The following is a 15,376-nucleotide window of genomic DNA, read 5'->3' on the forward strand; positions in this document are numbered from 1 at the left end:
GCGGGACCTCGCCGGCCGTCGCGGAGGCGGCAGGTGTGCCGGGCGCGGACCGCCCCTCGTCGGTGGGCGGCGTCACGGCCGGGGTGCGGTCGCGTCGTCGGTGTCCGGGCGGCGGTGGCGGCCCGGGCCGGGGGTGCGGGAGGGCGGGGGGTCGGCCGGGGCGGGGGTGGTCTGCAGCGCCGGCCGGTGCAGGGGGGCGCCGTCGGACGCGGCCAGGACGTGGTCGACGAGGGTGCCCACGCCCTCGCCCGTGCGGGCGGAGGTGGTCAGGATGGGGACGCCGGGGTTGACGCGGTGGACGTGGGCGGTGAAGGCGGCGCGGTCGAAGGCGGCGGCCTCCTCCAGGTCGGTCTTGGTCAGGACGACCAGGTGGGCGAGGCCGAAGGCCAGGGGGTACTTCAGGGGTTTGTCCTCGCCCTCCGTCACCGACATCAGCGTCACGCGCAGCCTCTCGCCCAGGTCGAAGGCGGCCGGGCAGACGAGGTTGCCGACGTTCTCGACGTACAGCACGCGGGTGCCGGGCGGGGGCCAGCCGTCGAGGTGGGAGCGCAGGTGGGAGGCCTCCAGGTGGCACAGGCCGCCGGTGAGGACCTGTTTGACGGGGGCGCCGGAGCGGGCCAGGCGGACGGCGTCGTTGTCGGTGGCGAGGTCGGCGGTCAGGGCGGCGGCCGGCACGCCGCGGGCGGCAGTGGCGGTCAGGACGGGTTCCAGCAGGGCGGTCTTGCCGCTGCCGGGGCTGGAGAGCAGGTTGACCGCCGTGGTGCCGTGCGCGGCGAGTTCCTCGCGCAGGGCGCCGGCCAGCATGTCGTTCTCGGCCAGGACCGCCTGGCGCACGTCGATGGCGCGGCACATCACGCGCTCGCCTCCTGAAGTTCGATTCCGGTGATCTCCAGCTCCCGGCCGCTCAGCAGGTGCGTCGTGGAGCCCTCGCAGCGCGGGCACCACAGGAAGGGCGGGGTGCCGACGGCGAAGTCGTGGGCGCACGCGGCGCAGTGGGCGCGTGCGGGGATCTCCTCGACGTCGAGCCGGGCGGCGGCGAGCTCGGTGTCCTGGCGGGCGACGGCGAAGGAGAAGCGCAGGGCGTCGGGGACGACGCCGGCGAGTTCGCCGACGCGTACGCGCACCGCGGCCACGGCGGCGGGGCCGTGCGGCCGGGCCAGGGCGGCCGCGCGTTCGACGATCGCGGTGGCGATGGACAGCTCGTGCACGCGCCCTCCTGCTCAGATCGCCGCCGTCGGAAAAGGTGCTTGTGCGACCACAGTGCGCCCAGCGCCGCCGTGGACGGCGCAGCGCCACGGCGGCACCGGTGTGACGGGGGCGGGGTATTCGCCCGCGTAGCGCAATCACGGTGCCGTCCGCGCGGCGCTGCGCGGGCCGGGGGCCGCCCGTGGTGACGATCGGTGGTGCCGGCGGCCCGCGTCCGGGCCGGGGCCGCACAGCCGCGCCAGGAGGTCGATCCCGTGCAGATCCTGCTCATCGCCAGCGCGTTCAACAGCCTGACCCAGCGTGTGTTCGCCGAGCTCGGCGACCGGGGCCACGCAGTGGCCGTGTCCGTCGTGGACGGGGACGACTCCCTGCGGGCCGCGGTGCGCCGGCACTGTCCGGAGCTGGTCCTCGCGCCGATGCTGACGTCGGCGATCCCGCGCGACGTGTGGTCGCGCCGACCGTGTCTGGTGGTGCATCCGGGGCCGCCGGGCGACCGGGGGCCCGCGGCGCTGGACTGGGCGCTGCACGAGGGCGAGCAGCGCTGGGGGGTGACGGTGCTGCAGGCGCAGGAGGAGATGGACGCGGGCCCGGTGTGGGCGAGTGCGGAGTTCGCGGTGCCGCCGGGGGTGACCAAGAGCGAGTTGTACCGGGGGGAGGTGGCGGACGCGGCGGTGGAGGCGGTGCTGCTGGCGGTGCAGCGGTTCGCGTCGGGCTCCTGGCGTCCGCGGGCGCAGGAGGGGCTGCGGGTGCGTACGCGGCCGGCGCTGCGGCAGGCGCAGCGGCGGATCGACTGGGAGGCGCAGCCGACGGAGGCGGTGCTGCGGGCGTTGCGCGCGGCCGATTCGCGGCCCGGGGTGCGTGACGAGTTCTTGGGAGCGGAGTGGTTCCTGTACGGCGGGCATCCGGAGGACCGGTTGCGGGGCCGGCCCGGTGAGGTGCTGGCGACGCGGGCGGGCGCGATCTGCCGGGCGACGGTGGACGGTGCGGTGTGGATCGCGCAGCTGCGTCGCTGCCGGACGCCGGACGCGCCGGCGGGGGTGAAGCTGCCGGCCGTCCTGGCGCTGGGTGACGCACTGCCGGACGTGCCGGAGGTGCCGGCGCCGCTGGAGCTGCCGGCGCACCGTTGCACGTGGAGCGACATCCGCTACACGGAGCAGGGCGAGGTGGGTTTCGTCCGGTTCCGCTTCCCGGGCGGGGCGATGAGCACGGAGCAGTGCCGGCGGTTGCTCACCGCCTACCGCTTCGCCTGCCGGCGGCCGACGTCGGTGGTCGTGCTGGGCGGGGAGCGGGACTTCTTCTCCAACGGCATCCATCTGAACGTCATCGAGGCGGATACGGACCCGGCGGCGGAGTCGTGGGCGAACATCAACGCGATCGACGACCTGGTGGAGGCGGTGCTGACGACCACCGACCGGCTGGTGGTGGCGGCCGTGGCGGGCAATGCGGCGGCGGGCGGGGCGATGCTGGCGCTGGCGGCGGACGAGGTGTGGTGCAGGGCGGGCTCGGTGTTCAACCCGCACTACCGGCTGATGGGGCTGTACGGCTCGGAGTACTGGACGTACACCCTGCCGCGGCGGGTGGGGGCGCGGCAGGCGCAGGCGCTGATGGAGCAGGCGGCGCCGGTGAGCGCGGCCCGGGCGCGGTCGCTGGGGCTGGTGGACCGGATCGTTGCGGGGCCCGCGCAGGAGTTCGCCGGTGCGGTCACCCGGATGGCCGCGGACCTGATCGGTGAATCGGACGTGCCGGTGCGGATCGCGGTGAAGAAGGCGACGCGGGAGCGGGACGAGGGGCTGCGGCCGCTTGCGGCGTACCGGGCGCAGGAGCTGGAGCGCATGCAGGAGGCGTTCTTCGCGCCGGACGCGCCGTACCACGCGCTGCGGTCGGCGTTCGTGCGGGGGCTGCCGGCACCGGGTGCGCAGGAGCGGCTGGAGGCGTTGTCGCGCCTGTACGCCCCGAGCAGGCGTATTGCCGGGAAAGATGAGGTATGTCAGCTTTAGCCCCGGGGCCGTATCCCGGTGCCGCGGACCGCATCCGCGTGCCGCGCCGCCGGAAGCCGAAGGGAAGCGAGCGAATGGGTTTCGAGCCCATGACACCCGGCTTCGACGAGGTGCACGTCCTGTGGACCTCGGAGGGCATGAGCTGCGACGGCGACACCGTCTCGGTGACCGCCGCCTCGCTGCCGAGCCTGGAGGACGTGCTCCTGGGGGCGATCCCCGGTCTGCCGAAGGTGCACCTGCACAACAAGGTGCTCGCCTACGAGAGCGGGGACGACTTCACGGCCGCCTTCCACCGGGCGGCGCGCGGCGAGCTGAAGCCGTTCATCCTGGTGGTCGAGGGGTCCATCCCCAACGAGAAGATCAACGGCGAGGGCTACTGGACCTCGATGGGCAACGACCCGGACACCGGCGAGCCGATCACCCTCAATACCTGGCTCGACCGGCTGGCCCCCCGGGCCTGGGCGGTGGTGGCCGTGGGCACCTGCGCCGCGTACGGCGGCATCCACGCCATGGCCGGCAATCCCACCGGCTCCATGGGCCTGGTGGACTACCTGGGCGAGGACTTCCGCTCGGCCGGCGGGCTGCCGGTGGTCAACGTGCCCGGCTGTCCCGTGCAACCGGACAACTTCATGGAGACCCTGCTGTGGGTGCTGCACCAGGCGGCGGGGCTGGCGCCCGTGATCCCGCTGGACGAACAGCTGCGGCCGACCTGGCTGTTCGGCAAGACGGTGCACGAGGGCTGCGACCGGGCCGCGTACTACGAGCAGGGCGACTTCGCCAAGGACTACAACTCCCCCAAGTGCCAGGTGAAGGTGGGCTGCTGGGGGCCGGTGGTCAACTGCAACGTCACCAAGCGCGGCTGGATGGACGGCGTCGGCGGCTGCCCGAACGTCGGCGGGATCTGCATCGGCTGCACCATGCCGGGCTTCCCCGACAAGTTCATGCCGTTCATGGACGAGCCGCCCGGAGGCTCCCTGTCCACCGCCGCGATGGCCGTCTACGGACCGGTCATCCGCACCCTGCGCTCGATGACGAACATCAGCGCCAACCGCGAGCCGAAGTGGCGCCACAACGAACCGGCACTGACCAGCGGCTACGAGCCGCGCTGGTCGGGCGGCCACTAGCCGGCCGAAGGCCCGACGCACCCCAGGCACCCCAGACACCCAGGCACCAGGAGAGGAACCGCCAGTGGCGAGCGCCCAGGACATCGACGCGGCACAGCGCGACCTCACCGAGGTCGCCTTCGACCCCATCACCCGGATCGTGGGCAATCTGGGCATCTACACGAAGATCGACTTCCCGGCGCGGCGGGTCGTCGAGTGCCGCAGCACCTCGTCCATCTTCCGCGGCTACAGCGTCTTCATGAAGGGCAAGGACCCCCGCGACGCGCACTTCATCACCAGCCGCATCTGCGGGATCTGCGGCGACAACCACGCCACCTGCTCGGTGTACGCCCAGAACATGGCCTACGGCGTCAAGCCGCCGCCGCTCGCCGAGTGGATCATCAACCTCGGCGAGGCCGCCGAGTTCATGTTCGACCACACGATCTTCCAGGACAACCTGGTCTTCGTCGACTTCTGCGAACGCATGGTCAAGGAGACCAACCCCTCGGTCCTCGAACGCGCCGAACGCACCCCCGCCCCGCGCGGTGACGTCCACGGCTTCCGCACGATCGCCGACATCATGCGCGCCTTCAACCCCTTCGAGGGCGAGATCTACAAGGAAGCGCTGCGCATGAGCCGGATCACGCGCGAGATGTGCTGCCTGATGGAGGGGCGCCACGTGCACCCCTCGACGCTCTACCCCGGCGGCGTCGGCACGGTGGCCACCCCCCAGGTCTTCACCGACTACCTGGTGCGCCTGATGCGCTGCCTGGACTTCGTCAAGCGCGGCGTGGCCCTCAACGACGACGTCTTCGACTTCTTCTACGAGGCCCTGCCCGGCTACGAGGAGGTGGGCCGGCGGCGCACGCTGCTGGGCTGCTGGGGCTGCTTCCAGGACCCGGAGGTCGTCGACTACGACTACCGGCACATGAACACCTGGGGCAACGCCATGTTCGTCACCCCCGGCATCATCGTCGACAACGAGCTGGTGACCACCGACCTCGTCGACATCAACCTCGGCCTGCGCGTGCTGCTGGGCAGCTCCTACTACGACGACTGGGCGGGCGAGGAGACGTACGTCGAGAAGGACCCCCTCGGCAACCCGATCGACCAGCGCCACCCCTGGAACCAGACCACCCTGCCCCGGCCCCAGAAACGCGACCTGGACGGCGGCAACTACAGCTGGGTGATGAGCCCTCGGTGGTACGACGCCCGCACCGGCGACCACCTCGCGCTCGACACCGGCGGCGGCCCGCTGGCCCGGCTGTGGGTGACCGCCCTCGCCGGCAAGGTCCGTACCCCGTACGTGCGCTCCACCGGGCAGGGCATCGAGATCGACCTGCCGAAGACGCCCTCGACCCCGGAGATGCGCCTGCAGTGGAAGCCGCCGCCCTTCCCCAACACCATCGAACGCGACCGGGCGCGCATGTACTTCGTCGCCTACGCCGCCGGCATGGCCCTGTACTTCGTCGAACGGGCCCTGGAGGAGGTACGGGCCGGGCGCACCAAGGTCTTCGAGGACTTCGACGTGCCCAAGGAGGCCATCGGCGTCGGCTTCCACGAGGCCGTGCGCGGCGTGCTCTCCCACCACCTCGTCATCCGCGACCACAAGATCGCCAACTACCACCCGTACCCGCCCACCCCGTGGAACGCCAGCCCGCGCGACCCCTACGGCACGCCCGGCCCGTACGAGGACGCCGTGCAGGGCCTGCAGCTGTTCGAGGAGAACGGGCCCGACGACTTCAAGGGCATCGACATCATGCGCACCGTCCGCAGCTTCGATCCGTGCCTGCCGTGCGGCGTGCACATGTACCTCGGCGGCGGGCGCACGGTGCGGCAGAGCCACTCGCCGACCTTCGGCGCCCTGGCGTAGGCGGGAGACGCAGCCATGCCCTGGAGCCGTGACGAGGCCCGCGCCCGGGTCGCCCGCACCGAGGCGTTGCTGGCCGGGCTGGAGGAGCTGCCCGGCCCGGCCGCGCGCGAGGTGGCCGCCGACGCCCTGCACGCCGTCGTCGCCCTGTACGGCGAGTGCCTGACCCGCATCCTCGCCCAGGTGGACGAGGCGACGGCGGCGGAGCTGGCCGCCGACGAGCTGGTCGGCCACCTGCTGCTGGTGCACGACCTGCACCCCCGGCCGACCGCCGACCGGGTGCGGCGCGCCCTGGCCACCCTGCGCCCGGCCCAAGCCGCCGAGCTGACCTCCCTGGAGGGCACGGTGGCCCGCGTCCGGCTCGATGCCGCCGGCTGCGGCTGCTCGGCCGACCGGGCACGGCAGCAGGTGCGCGACGCGGTGACGTGGGCGGCGCCCGAGATCGAGCACGTGGAGCTGCAGGAGAGCGCCCCGGCGGCCGCGCAGGCGCTGATCCCGGTGGAGGCGCTCTTCCGGGCCGGTGCCGGCGGGGAGAAGGTGCCGTGAGCACCGCCGTACGCCTGCGTGCCCTGGCCCGGCGGCCACCGCCCGCGGCGCCGCCGCAACGCTGCGACCTGTGCGCCGGCCCGCTGCCCGCCGGCCACCGGCACCTGCTCGACGCCGCCGACGGCACGGCGCTGGCGTGCGCCTGCGGCGCATGCGCGCTGCTCTTCGGCCACCAGGCGGCCGGGCGCTACCGGCTGGTGCCCCGGCGCCGGATCCGCCTCGCCGGCCACCGGATCGACGACCTGCTGTGGGCGGCGCTCGGCGTACCGGTGCACCTGGCGTTCTTCGTCCCCGACGAGGGGGACGGGACGGCCACGGCGGGCTATCCCGGCCCGCTCGGGGCGCCGTGCGCCGCCGTGGACGCCGAGCTGTGGCAGGAGCTCGCCGCCGGCCTGCCCGAGCAGGCACGGCCGGCCGCCGGGGTGGAGGCGCTGCTGGTGGACCGGCAGGCGGACGAGCACTGGATCGTCCCGGTGGACGACTGCCGTCGCCTGGTGGCCGTGCTCCGCGCACACTGGAAGGGCCTGACCGGAGGACCCGCGGCCCGGGCCCGGATCACGGATTTCTTCAGGGAGCTGGCGACGGACGCGCCGGCCCAGGGAGAGCTGTAGGAGGCGAGATGGACCGCACGCAAGCGTCGGACGGCATGGCCGCCATCACCGTCGGCAAGCCCCACGTGCACCTCGACAAGCCCTCGCACGTCCCCGGCGTACGGCAGGGCAACCACACCGGACACTACAAACGCCAGCCCGGCCACCAGAAGGACCAGCGGTCCTCCTCCCGCCGGTCGACCGGCGTCAACCCGGGCCCGAAGAACCCGATCCTGCCCGGCATGCCCAACCTCTCCCCCGCATGAGCGCGCCCACCGCCCCCGGCGGGTGCGCGCCCGGGCCGGCGCGGCGCGAGGACATCGCCGAGCTGTCGTTCGCCGTCACCGGCTGCCGCGCGCTCGAGCACGCCGCCGTGCCCACGCTGTCCTTCCGGCTGTCCCTCACCCGTACCGGCGGCGGACCCGTGCGCTCGGTGGCGCTGACCACGGACGTACGCATCGCGCCGGCGCGCCGGCGCCCGGCGGACGGCGAACGGCTCGCCCTGGCCCGCCTGTTCGGCCGGCCCGAGCAGTGGGCCACCAGCATGCGGCCCCTGTCCTGGGCGCGGCTGACCACGTTCGTCCCGCCCTTCGATGCACGCACGGTCCTGGAGCTGCCGGTGCCCTGCACCCGCGAGTGCGAGCTGGCCGTGACCGCCTACTTCGAGGCGGTGCGGGACGGGGAGGTGCCGCTGGAGTTCCACTTCAGCGGCACGGTCTTCCACACCGGGGACGACGGGAGGCTGCGCACCTCGCAGATCTCCTGGAACGGCGAGGCGGTGCACCGGCTGCCCGCCCGGCAGTGGCACGAGCTCACCAGCCGCTACTTCGGGGGGCAGAGCTGGCTGCGCGTCTCCCGGGAGACCCACGACCTCCTCGCCGCCCACCGCGACCGCCGGGCGCTGGCCGGCTGGGACGAGACCGTCCGCGACCTCGTCGAGGGGAGTGCCGGATGACTGCGCAGGCTCCCGCCGCCCGAACGGTCGCCCGGGCCGTCGAGGAGATCACCCGCACCTGCCTGTACGAGGGCTACCTGCTGTGGCCCTACCGTCGTTCGGCGCTGAAGAACACCCGGCGCTGGACGTTCGGCGCCGTCTTCCCCACCGCGTGCGCGCCGGCCCTGGGCGAGCGGGACCGGATGCGCACGGAGGTGCTGCTGGAGGCGGCCGGGCCGGTGCGCGTACGGGGGCGGGTGCGGTTCCTGCACGCCGTCGACCGGCAGGTGCACCGGCGGCTGCCGGACGGCGGCCGGGAGCCGGTCGACGCCCTCACCGTCGCCGGCACCCGGCACCTGACGTGGCAGGAGGCCACCGAACGCGAGTGGCCGCTGCCGCCGTGGTCCCCGGGCGACGGCCCGCTGCGGGTGCCCGTCGAGGTGCCGGGCGGCCGCTGCGAGGAGGTGCTGGCAGGCGCGGACGGGCGGCCGGAAGGCGCCCTGGTCCGCAGCTGGCAGCCGCTGACCGCAGAGCTGGAGGTGGCGGCCGTGCCGCTGGGCGGCGGGGCCTGGCGGGTCGGCGTCACCCTGCACAACACCTCGCCGTGCCCGCCGGTGGAGCCGGGCCGGCGCACGGCCCGCGACGAGCTGGCCAAGCACGCCTTCCTCTCCACCCACGCCGTGCTGGAGTGCGCCGGAGAGGGCGCGTTCGTCTCGCTCGCCGCGCCGCCCGCGGGCCCCCTTACGCAGGCGGCGCGGGAGTGCCGCAACGAGGGCGTGTGGCCGGCCCTGGTGGCCGGCCCCGACGGGCCCGCGGACGGCGACCGGCACCGCTGCCGTACCGTGCTGGCCTCGCCCGTCACGCTGGAGGACTTCCCCTCGGTCGCGCCCGAGAGCCCGGGAGCGATGTTCGACGGGGGCGAGATCGACCAGTTGCTGGTCCTCAACGTGCTCGCCCTGACCCCCGAGGAACAGCAGGAGGCCCGGGCGAGCGATCCCAGGGCCCGGGAGATCCTCGACCGCTGCGCCGCGCTGTCCCCGCGCGAGCTGATGGCACTGCACGGCACCCTCCGCGGCGTCGCGCCCACCGCACCGGCCCCCTCGCGGGAGGCGGTGTGAACGCCCGGACGGTGGTCGTCGCCGGCGTACGGCTCGGCCGCGGCAGCACCGTACGGCTGCGGCCGCTGCGCCGCACCGACGTGCTCGACCTGGCACTGACCGGGCGCACCGCCGAGGTCGAGGCCGTGGAGGAGGACATGGAGGGCCGTGTCCACCTCGTGGTGAGCCTGCACGGGGACGCCGGCCGGGACTTCGCCACGGGCCTGGGGCACCGCTTCTTCTTCGCGCCGGAGGAGGTCGAGCCGTACGCCGCCACCGGTCCGGTGGGACCCGACGCCGCGGCGCGGCCGCCGGAGGACGGCCGGCGCGTGCTGGTCGCGGGGATCGGCAACCTCTTCCTGGCCGACGACGGCTTCGGTCCCGAGGTGATCACCGCCCTGCTGGGCCGGTCGCTGCCGCAGGGCGTGCACGCCGCCGACTTCGGCATCCGCGGCATGGACCTGGCCTACCGGCTGCTGGAGGGCTACGACGCGGCCGTGCTCGTGGACGCGGCCCCGCGCGGCGGCAGCCCCGGCACCCTCTACCTCCTCGACGTCGGCCCGGACGACGTCGGCGCCCTGACGGACGCGCCCGGGGCGCACGGCATGGACCCGGTCAAGGTGCTCGCCCTGGCCCGCGAACTGGCCCGCCAGGAGGGCCTGGCGCTGCCGCGCGTCGTCATGCTCGGCTGCGAGCCGCTGCTGCGGATGCGCGGCGACGAGGCGGACGTGGAGGTCGGGCTCAGCCCACCGGTACGGGCCGCGGTCGGCGAGGCCGCGGCGTGGCTGCCGTCGCTGACGGAGGAGCTGCTGCGCGACCCGCGCGGCGCGCTGACTGCGGACGCGGCGAGGAGGTGACTCGACATGCGGAACGGCATTTTCATCCCGGCGGTCGTGGTGCGCATCGCGGTGGGCGCGCTCGCCGCGGCCGCGCTCGCGGCCATCGCCTTCAGCACGCCCGACGCGGTGCGCTACATCAAGATGGAGAGCATGTGAGGACGGACCCGCGACCATGAGCCATCCGACGATCGAGGACGTGTTCCTCACGCACCTGCAGGACGCCCACGCCCTGGAGAAGCTCGTGGACACCGCGCTGGGCGCGCTGATCTCCACCGCCGGGGCCCCCGAGCTGCGCGATCTGCTGCAGCATCACCGCGAACTGACGCGCGCCCACCTGGCCGCCCTGGAGGACCGGCTCGCCGCCCACGAACAGCATCCCTCGGCGCCCAAGGACTCGGGCCTGGCCGCCGCGGCCCTCGCCGAGGGGCTGCTGGCCCGGGTGCGGGCCGACCACGCCGGCAAGCACGCCCGCGACGCGTACACCCTCGTCCACGCCGCCGTCGCCGGCTACGAGCTGCTGCGGCACCTGGCGCAGCGCGCCGGGGACACGGCGACCGCCGAGGTCGCCGCGCGGCACCTGGCCGACGAACGGGCGACGGCCGCGGCCGTCGACGACAAATGGGATCTGCTGCTGGACGTCTCCCTGCGGCACGCCGGGGTGCTCTCCGCCCCGCCGCCCGGCACGACGCGCTCCCTGCGCGGCATCGCCGGCGGGGACCGGCAGCGGTAGGCGCGGGGAGGCGGCATGGCGCATGGACGATCCCGCCCGCGGCGGTCCGGGCAGGCCCACCCGCCCGAGGACGAGGCGACCCTCGCCGCGGCCGCCGAACGGCTCTCGCGCGACGTCCTGGAGCTGGTGCGGCGCGAGCTGGAGCGGGCGCGCCCGGAAGCCGTGGCGTCGCTGCGCCGGGCCGGGATGGGCACGCTCGCCCTGACGGCCGCGACGGTGTGCGGCGCGCTCGCCGTGCTCTCGGCGCACGAGGCGGCCCTGGCCGCCCTGGAGCGGTCGATGCCGCGACGGTGCGCCACCACGGTGCTGGGCGCCGGGTACGCGGTGTGCGGTGCCGGCCTGGCGTGGTGGGGTCGCCGGCAGCTGCACGAGGTCCGCACGGCCTCCCAGCAGGCCCTGGACCAGGTGCGCGAGGGGCCGCCGTTCCGGGAGTGAGGCGGGACGGCGCCGTTTCACGCCACGTGCTTTGTCACACCGCGTGCTTTTCAGGCCGCATGCTTCTCAGGCTGCCTGCTTTTCAGGCCGCTTGCTTTTCAGGCCGCTTGCTCGCCCGCCGCGGCGCGCTGCCGTCGCTGCCGGGCGCGGCGCAGGGCCCGCCGGTCGTCTTCGCTGGTGCCGCCCCACACGCCGTACTCCTGCCCGGTCTCCATCGCCCACCGCAGGCACTGCTCCTGCACGGGGCAGGTGCGGCAGACCGACTTGGCGTCCTCCGCCTGGGCGAGGGCGGGGCCGCTCCTGCCGATGGGGAAGAACAGATCCGGGTCCTCGTGCCGGCACTTGGCGTATTGCCGCCAGTTCATTGCGCGTGCTTCCTCCCTGTCGCCGGTGGCTTTCGTGACCGCCGTTGCGGCGTTCCTGGTAGCGGCTAACCGGGGACGGCGCGGTTATGCGCGGCACGTGGCCTGTTCCCGGCGCCGCCCCGGCCTTCGGACGTCAGCGGGCCGGACGCATGGTCGGCCGGCCGCCGGGGTGACGGTGGCGCCAGGTCCAGAAGACCGCGCAGGCCACGGCCGCCCACACCATGAGCACGGCGAAGGGGAAGAAGTGCTGGTGCCGGTGGAAGTAGACCGCCGTGTGCTGGGCGTTGACGGAGGCGCCGGGCGGCAGCCAGCGGCCGATCGCGCCCAGGAGGGAGGGCAGCAGCGGCCAGGAGACGGCGCCGCCGGAGGAGGGGTTGCCCAGCAGCACCATCAGGCCCCAGGTGGGCAGCATGGCCCAGCGCCCCATCAGGGCGTTGAACATGGAGAAGACCATGCCGGAGGTGAACATCGTCAGCGCCAGGATCAGCCAGGACTCCACGAAGGGCAGATGCAGGGCGCCCAGGCCCCAGTCCACGATGGCGGCGATGGCGAACCCGCCGAGCAGGGCGTAGGCGGCCGTGAAGGCGATGCGTTCGCCCGGGTTGAGGGCGGCGGCGTTGACGCTGAGCTGGATGGCGCCGACGAAGCCGACGACGACGGCGGCGAGGGTGATGTAGAACAGCGCCAGGCCGCGCGGGTCGCCCTTCTGCAGGGGGTTGATGTCCTTGACCGTGACGGGGGTGCCGATCGCCCGGCCGACCTGCGGGGCGGTCTGGGCGAGCAGTTGGGCGACGGTGGCGCCGGAGGCCCCGGAGACGTCCAGTTCGGCGGAGTCGGGGCGCTCGCGCAGGATCGCGTAGACCTTCTGCTCGTCGACCGCCCGCCGGGCGTCGGCGTAGGTTCCGTAGTGCCGGAGCCTGAGTTCGGCTCCGAGCGCCTTCTCCATGCCCTGGACGAAGGCGGCGCGGGTGACCTCGGGCGGGGGCACCCCGGTGACGGCGGTGGGGATGTTGTGGGGCGTGGGGTTGGCCATGGCGTACGTGTACGAGCCGGCGAACAGGCCCGCGCCCGCGGCCGTGATGAGGCAGACCACGACCGCGGGGAAGAACGGCGAATGCCGAAAGGCCCTCCACCCTCGCCGCTCCGTCGCGGGGTCGTCCTTGCCACCCATGCCGTCACGATAAACGGAGGATCATCATCCGGCGCGGCCGGTGCCGCCGGCCGGAGGGCAGGTGGTCAGGGGCCGCACCCCGCGCCGATGACCGGTAGCCGGTGCTACCTTCGAACACATGGCGTTGTCCGTTCACGAACGAGAGCAATTCCTGGCCGAGCCCCACATCGGTGCGCTGGCGGTGACCGGGCAGTCCGGTCGAGGGCCGCTGACCGTCCCGATCTGGTACCACTACACGCCCGGCGGCGAGCTGTGGATCCACACGGGCCCGCACTCGCGGAAGGCGCAGGCCATCGAGGCGGCGGGCAGATTCAGCCTGATGGCGCAGCGGACGGACCCCACCGTGCGCTACGTGTCCGTGGAGGGACCGGTCACCCGGATCGCCCCCGGCAACCGGGACCTGTCCTGGCAGATGGCCGCACGCTACCTGCCGCCGGAACGGGTCGCGGCCTTCGTGGAGTACGAACAGACGCATCTGGGCGAACACGTGGCCATTTACATGCGCCCGGAGCACTGGCTCTCGGCGGACATGGGAGCGTTCTAGGGCCGTGTCCGGCGACTTTGCCCTGTGGCACCACGGCGCCCCGTAGGGGCACTGCACAATCCGCCGGACACGCCTTGGTTCCGGCTGTTACAGTGCGGGAGACGTTCTCGATTAACGAGGAGCCGCAGACATGGTGAGTGACGACGACATCTCCGGGTGATACCCGAGCTGTTCGGCTGTCGGCCGCGCCCCGAAGCGCCGCCGTGGCCTCTTCGTCGTCTCCTTTTCCCTTGTCCGCCTGTGGCACCCGTGTGCGTGCCCGCGCTTCGTTCGAGGTCGTTCCATGTCCGACGTTTCCGTCGTCTGCTCCCACCTGTCCTTCTCCTGGCCCGACGCGACCCCCGTCTTCCAGGACCTGTCCTTCGCGATGGGTTCCGGCCGAACCGGGCTGGTCGCCCCCAACGGCTCGGGCAAGAGCACACTGTTGAAGCTCATCGCCGGCGAACTCACGCCCGACGCCGGATCGGTGTCCGTGCCCGGCACGGTGGGCTATCTCCCCCAGACCCTCCCCCTCCGGCGCGACATGACCGTCGCGCAGGTGCTCGGCGTGGCCGAGGTGATCCGCGCCCTGGATGCCGTCGAGTCGGGCGACGTCGACGAGAAGCACTTCGCGACGATCGGCGACGACTGGGACATCGAGGAACGCACCCGCGCCCAACTGCAGCGCCTGGGCCTGGCCGACCTGTCCTTCGACCGGAGCCTGGCCACGCTCAGCGGCGGCCAGGTCGTCTCGCTCGGGCTCGCGGCCCAGCTGCTGAGGCGACCGCACGTGCTGCTGCTCGACGAGCCCACGAACAACCTCGACCTGAAGGCCCGTCATCAGCTCTACGACGTGCTGACGGACTTCTCCGGAACCCTGCTCGTCGTCAGCCACGACCGGGCCCTGCTCGACCGCATGGAACGCATCGCCGAGCTGGACGGCGGTGAACTGCGCCTCTACGGAGGCAACTTCACCGCGTACGAGGAGGCCGTGCGAGCCGAGCAGGAGGCCGCCGAGAAGAACGTCCGCAACGCCGAGCAGGAGCTCAAGCGCGAGAAGCGGGAGATGCAACAGGCCCGCGAACGCGCCGAGCGCCGTGCGAGCAACGCCGCCCGCAACCTCAAGAACGCCGGCCTGCCCCGCATCTTCGCCGGCACCATGAAGCGGGGGGCCCAGGAGTCCGCGGGCCGGGCGGGTCAGATGCACGCGACGCGGATCACCGAGGCCCGGGCGCGCCTGGAGGAGGCCGAGCGCTCGCTGCGCGAGGAGCAGCGGCTCACCCTCGACCTGCCCGACACCGAGGTGCCCGCCGGGCGCACCCTCTTCCTCGGCGAGGGGATGCAGGTCCGCCGCGACGGCCGGGCCGTCTTCGCCAGGAACGGCCTGGAGCTGAACATCCGCGGCCCGGAGCGGATCGCGCTCACCGGCCCCAACGGCGCCGGCAAGACCACGCTGCTGCGTCTGATCAGCGGCGATCTCGAGCCCGACAGCGGAAGCATCAAGCGGGCCCAGGGCCGGATCGCCCACCTCTCCCAGCGGCTCGACCTGCTGGATCCGCAGGCCACCGTCGCCGACAACTTCGCCGCGTCCGCCCCGGACCGGCCGGAGGCGGAACGGATGAACCTCCTGGCCCGCTTCCTCTTCCGCGGCGCCCGGGCGCACCTGCCGGTCGGCGTCCTCTCCGGCGGTGAACGCCTGCGCGCCACGCTGGCCTGCGTCCTGTGCGCCGAACCGGCCCCCCACCTGCTGCTCCTGGACGAGCCGACGAACAACCTCGACCTGGTCGGCGTGGCCCGGCTGGCCGGCGCCCTGAACTCCTACCGCGGGGCCTTCGTCGTGGTCAGCCACGACGAGCGGTTCCTGCAGGAGATCGGGGTGAACCGGTGGCTCGACCTGTCCGCGGGCGCGCTGACGGAAACCGGGGATCCGGCGGTGGCCGGGAACTGATCCGCCGTACGGCACGACTCCC

Annotated in this window: 18 protein-coding genes; 14 read left to right on the forward strand and 4 right to left on the reverse strand. The window is 73.6% G+C overall.

Features of this window, described 5'->3' with window-relative positions; genetic code table 11:
- Positions 1–72: 72 nt before the first annotated feature.
- Positions 73–852 (reverse strand): hydrogenase nickel incorporation protein HypB, encoded by a 780-nt coding sequence (gene hypB / locus AB0K17_RS07720; RefSeq protein ID WP_365967736.1) that lies wholly within the window; start codon positions 850–852, stop codon positions 73–75.
- Positions 852–1,208 carry a hydrogenase maturation nickel metallochaperone HypA gene (gene hypA / locus AB0K17_RS07725; RefSeq protein ID WP_365967735.1) on the reverse strand — a complete coding sequence of 119 codons (357 nt, stop codon included), beginning with the start codon at positions 1,206–1,208 and terminating at the stop codon, positions 852–854. Before hypA ends, hypB begins: the two co-directional genes overlap by 1 nt.
- Positions 1,209–1,460: 252 nt before the next feature.
- Here hypA and AB0K17_RS07730 point away from each other — a divergent pair, with 252 nt between their 5' ends.
- The 12 genes from AB0K17_RS07730 (at position 1,461) to AB0K17_RS07785 (ending at position 11,347) form a co-directional block, all read left to right on the forward strand.
- The gene (locus tag AB0K17_RS07730) at positions 1,461–3,203 is read left to right on the forward strand and encodes a hydrogenase maturation protein (RefSeq protein ID WP_365982465.1); all 1,743 of its coding nucleotides are present in this window, start codon (positions 1,461–1,463) and stop codon (positions 3,201–3,203) included.
- 74 nt (positions 3,204–3,277) lie between these two features.
- Positions 3,278–4,327 (forward strand): hydrogenase expression protein HypE, encoded by a 1,050-nt coding sequence (locus AB0K17_RS07735; protein WP_365967733.1) that lies wholly within the window; start codon positions 3,278–3,280, stop codon positions 4,325–4,327.
- Between the two features lie 64 nt (positions 4,328–4,391).
- Complete coding sequence (locus AB0K17_RS07740; protein WP_365982466.1) at positions 4,392–6,179, forward strand: nickel-dependent hydrogenase large subunit; 1,788 nt, start codon at positions 4,392–4,394, stop codon at positions 6,177–6,179.
- 15 nt (positions 6,180–6,194) lie between these two features.
- Complete coding sequence (locus tag AB0K17_RS07745; protein WP_365982467.1) at positions 6,195–6,722, forward strand: NifU family protein; 528 nt, start codon at positions 6,195–6,197, stop codon at positions 6,720–6,722.
- The gene (locus AB0K17_RS07750) at positions 6,719–7,333 is read left to right on the forward strand and encodes a DUF5947 family protein (protein ID WP_365967730.1); all 615 of its coding nucleotides are present in this window, start codon (positions 6,719–6,721) and stop codon (positions 7,331–7,333) included. The genes AB0K17_RS07745 and AB0K17_RS07750 overlap by 4 nt, the downstream gene beginning before the upstream one ends.
- A gap of 8 nt (positions 7,334–7,341) precedes the next feature.
- Positions 7,342–7,578 carry a hypothetical protein gene (locus AB0K17_RS07755; protein WP_365967729.1) on the forward strand — a complete coding sequence of 79 codons (237 nt, stop codon included), beginning with the start codon at positions 7,342–7,344 and terminating at the stop codon, positions 7,576–7,578.
- Positions 7,575–8,267 (forward strand): DUF6084 family protein, encoded by a 693-nt coding sequence (locus AB0K17_RS07760; RefSeq protein ID WP_365967728.1) that lies wholly within the window; start codon positions 7,575–7,577, stop codon positions 8,265–8,267. The genes AB0K17_RS07755 and AB0K17_RS07760 overlap by 4 nt, the downstream gene beginning before the upstream one ends.
- Positions 8,264–9,364, forward strand: a complete 1,101-nt coding sequence (locus AB0K17_RS07765; RefSeq protein WP_365967727.1) for a hypothetical protein — start codon at positions 8,264–8,266, stop codon at positions 9,362–9,364. Before AB0K17_RS07760 ends, AB0K17_RS07765 begins: the two co-directional genes overlap by 4 nt.
- Positions 9,361–10,200 (forward strand): hydrogenase maturation protease, encoded by an 840-nt coding sequence (locus AB0K17_RS07770; protein ID WP_365982468.1) that lies wholly within the window; start codon positions 9,361–9,363, stop codon positions 10,198–10,200. The genes AB0K17_RS07765 and AB0K17_RS07770 overlap by 4 nt, the downstream gene beginning before the upstream one ends.
- Before the next feature lie 6 nt (positions 10,201–10,206).
- Positions 10,207–10,338, forward strand: coding sequence for a hypothetical protein (locus AB0K17_RS07775; RefSeq protein WP_344437552.1), 132 nt, complete (start codon positions 10,207–10,209; stop codon positions 10,336–10,338).
- Between the two features lie 16 nt (positions 10,339–10,354).
- Complete coding sequence (locus AB0K17_RS07780) at positions 10,355–10,912, forward strand: DUF892 family protein (protein WP_365982469.1); 558 nt, start codon at positions 10,355–10,357, stop codon at positions 10,910–10,912.
- Positions 10,913–10,927: 15 nt separating this feature from the next.
- The gene (locus AB0K17_RS07785) at positions 10,928–11,347 is read left to right on the forward strand and encodes a phage holin family protein (protein ID WP_365982470.1); all 420 of its coding nucleotides are present in this window, start codon (positions 10,928–10,930) and stop codon (positions 11,345–11,347) included.
- A gap of 98 nt (positions 11,348–11,445) precedes the next feature.
- Here the strand turns inward: AB0K17_RS07785 and AB0K17_RS07790 are convergent, their stop codons facing one another.
- Complete coding sequence (locus tag AB0K17_RS07790) at positions 11,446–11,712, reverse strand: WhiB family transcriptional regulator (RefSeq protein ID WP_365967723.1); 267 nt, start codon at positions 11,710–11,712, stop codon at positions 11,446–11,448.
- 133 nt (positions 11,713–11,845) lie between these two features.
- Positions 11,846–12,883 (reverse strand): ABC transporter permease, encoded by a 1,038-nt coding sequence (locus tag AB0K17_RS07795; protein WP_365982471.1) that lies wholly within the window; start codon positions 12,881–12,883, stop codon positions 11,846–11,848.
- Between the two features lie 118 nt (positions 12,884–13,001).
- Here AB0K17_RS07795 and AB0K17_RS07800 point away from each other — a divergent pair, with 118 nt between their 5' ends.
- Both AB0K17_RS07800 and abc-f read left to right on the forward strand, forming a co-directional pair.
- Positions 13,002–13,427 (forward strand): pyridoxamine 5'-phosphate oxidase family protein, encoded by a 426-nt coding sequence (locus AB0K17_RS07800; RefSeq protein ID WP_365967721.1) that lies wholly within the window; start codon positions 13,002–13,004, stop codon positions 13,425–13,427.
- Positions 13,428–13,710: 283 nt separating this feature from the next.
- The gene (gene abc-f / locus AB0K17_RS07805; protein WP_365982472.1) at positions 13,711–15,354 is read left to right on the forward strand and encodes a ribosomal protection-like ABC-F family protein; all 1,644 of its coding nucleotides are present in this window, start codon (positions 13,711–13,713) and stop codon (positions 15,352–15,354) included.
- Positions 15,355–15,376 lie beyond the last annotated feature (22 nt).

It is taken from the genome of Streptomyces sp. NPDC049585 (assembly GCF_040675615.1).
Lineage (GTDB): Bacteria > Actinomycetota > Actinomycetes > Streptomycetales > Streptomycetaceae > Streptomyces > Streptomyces luteosporeus.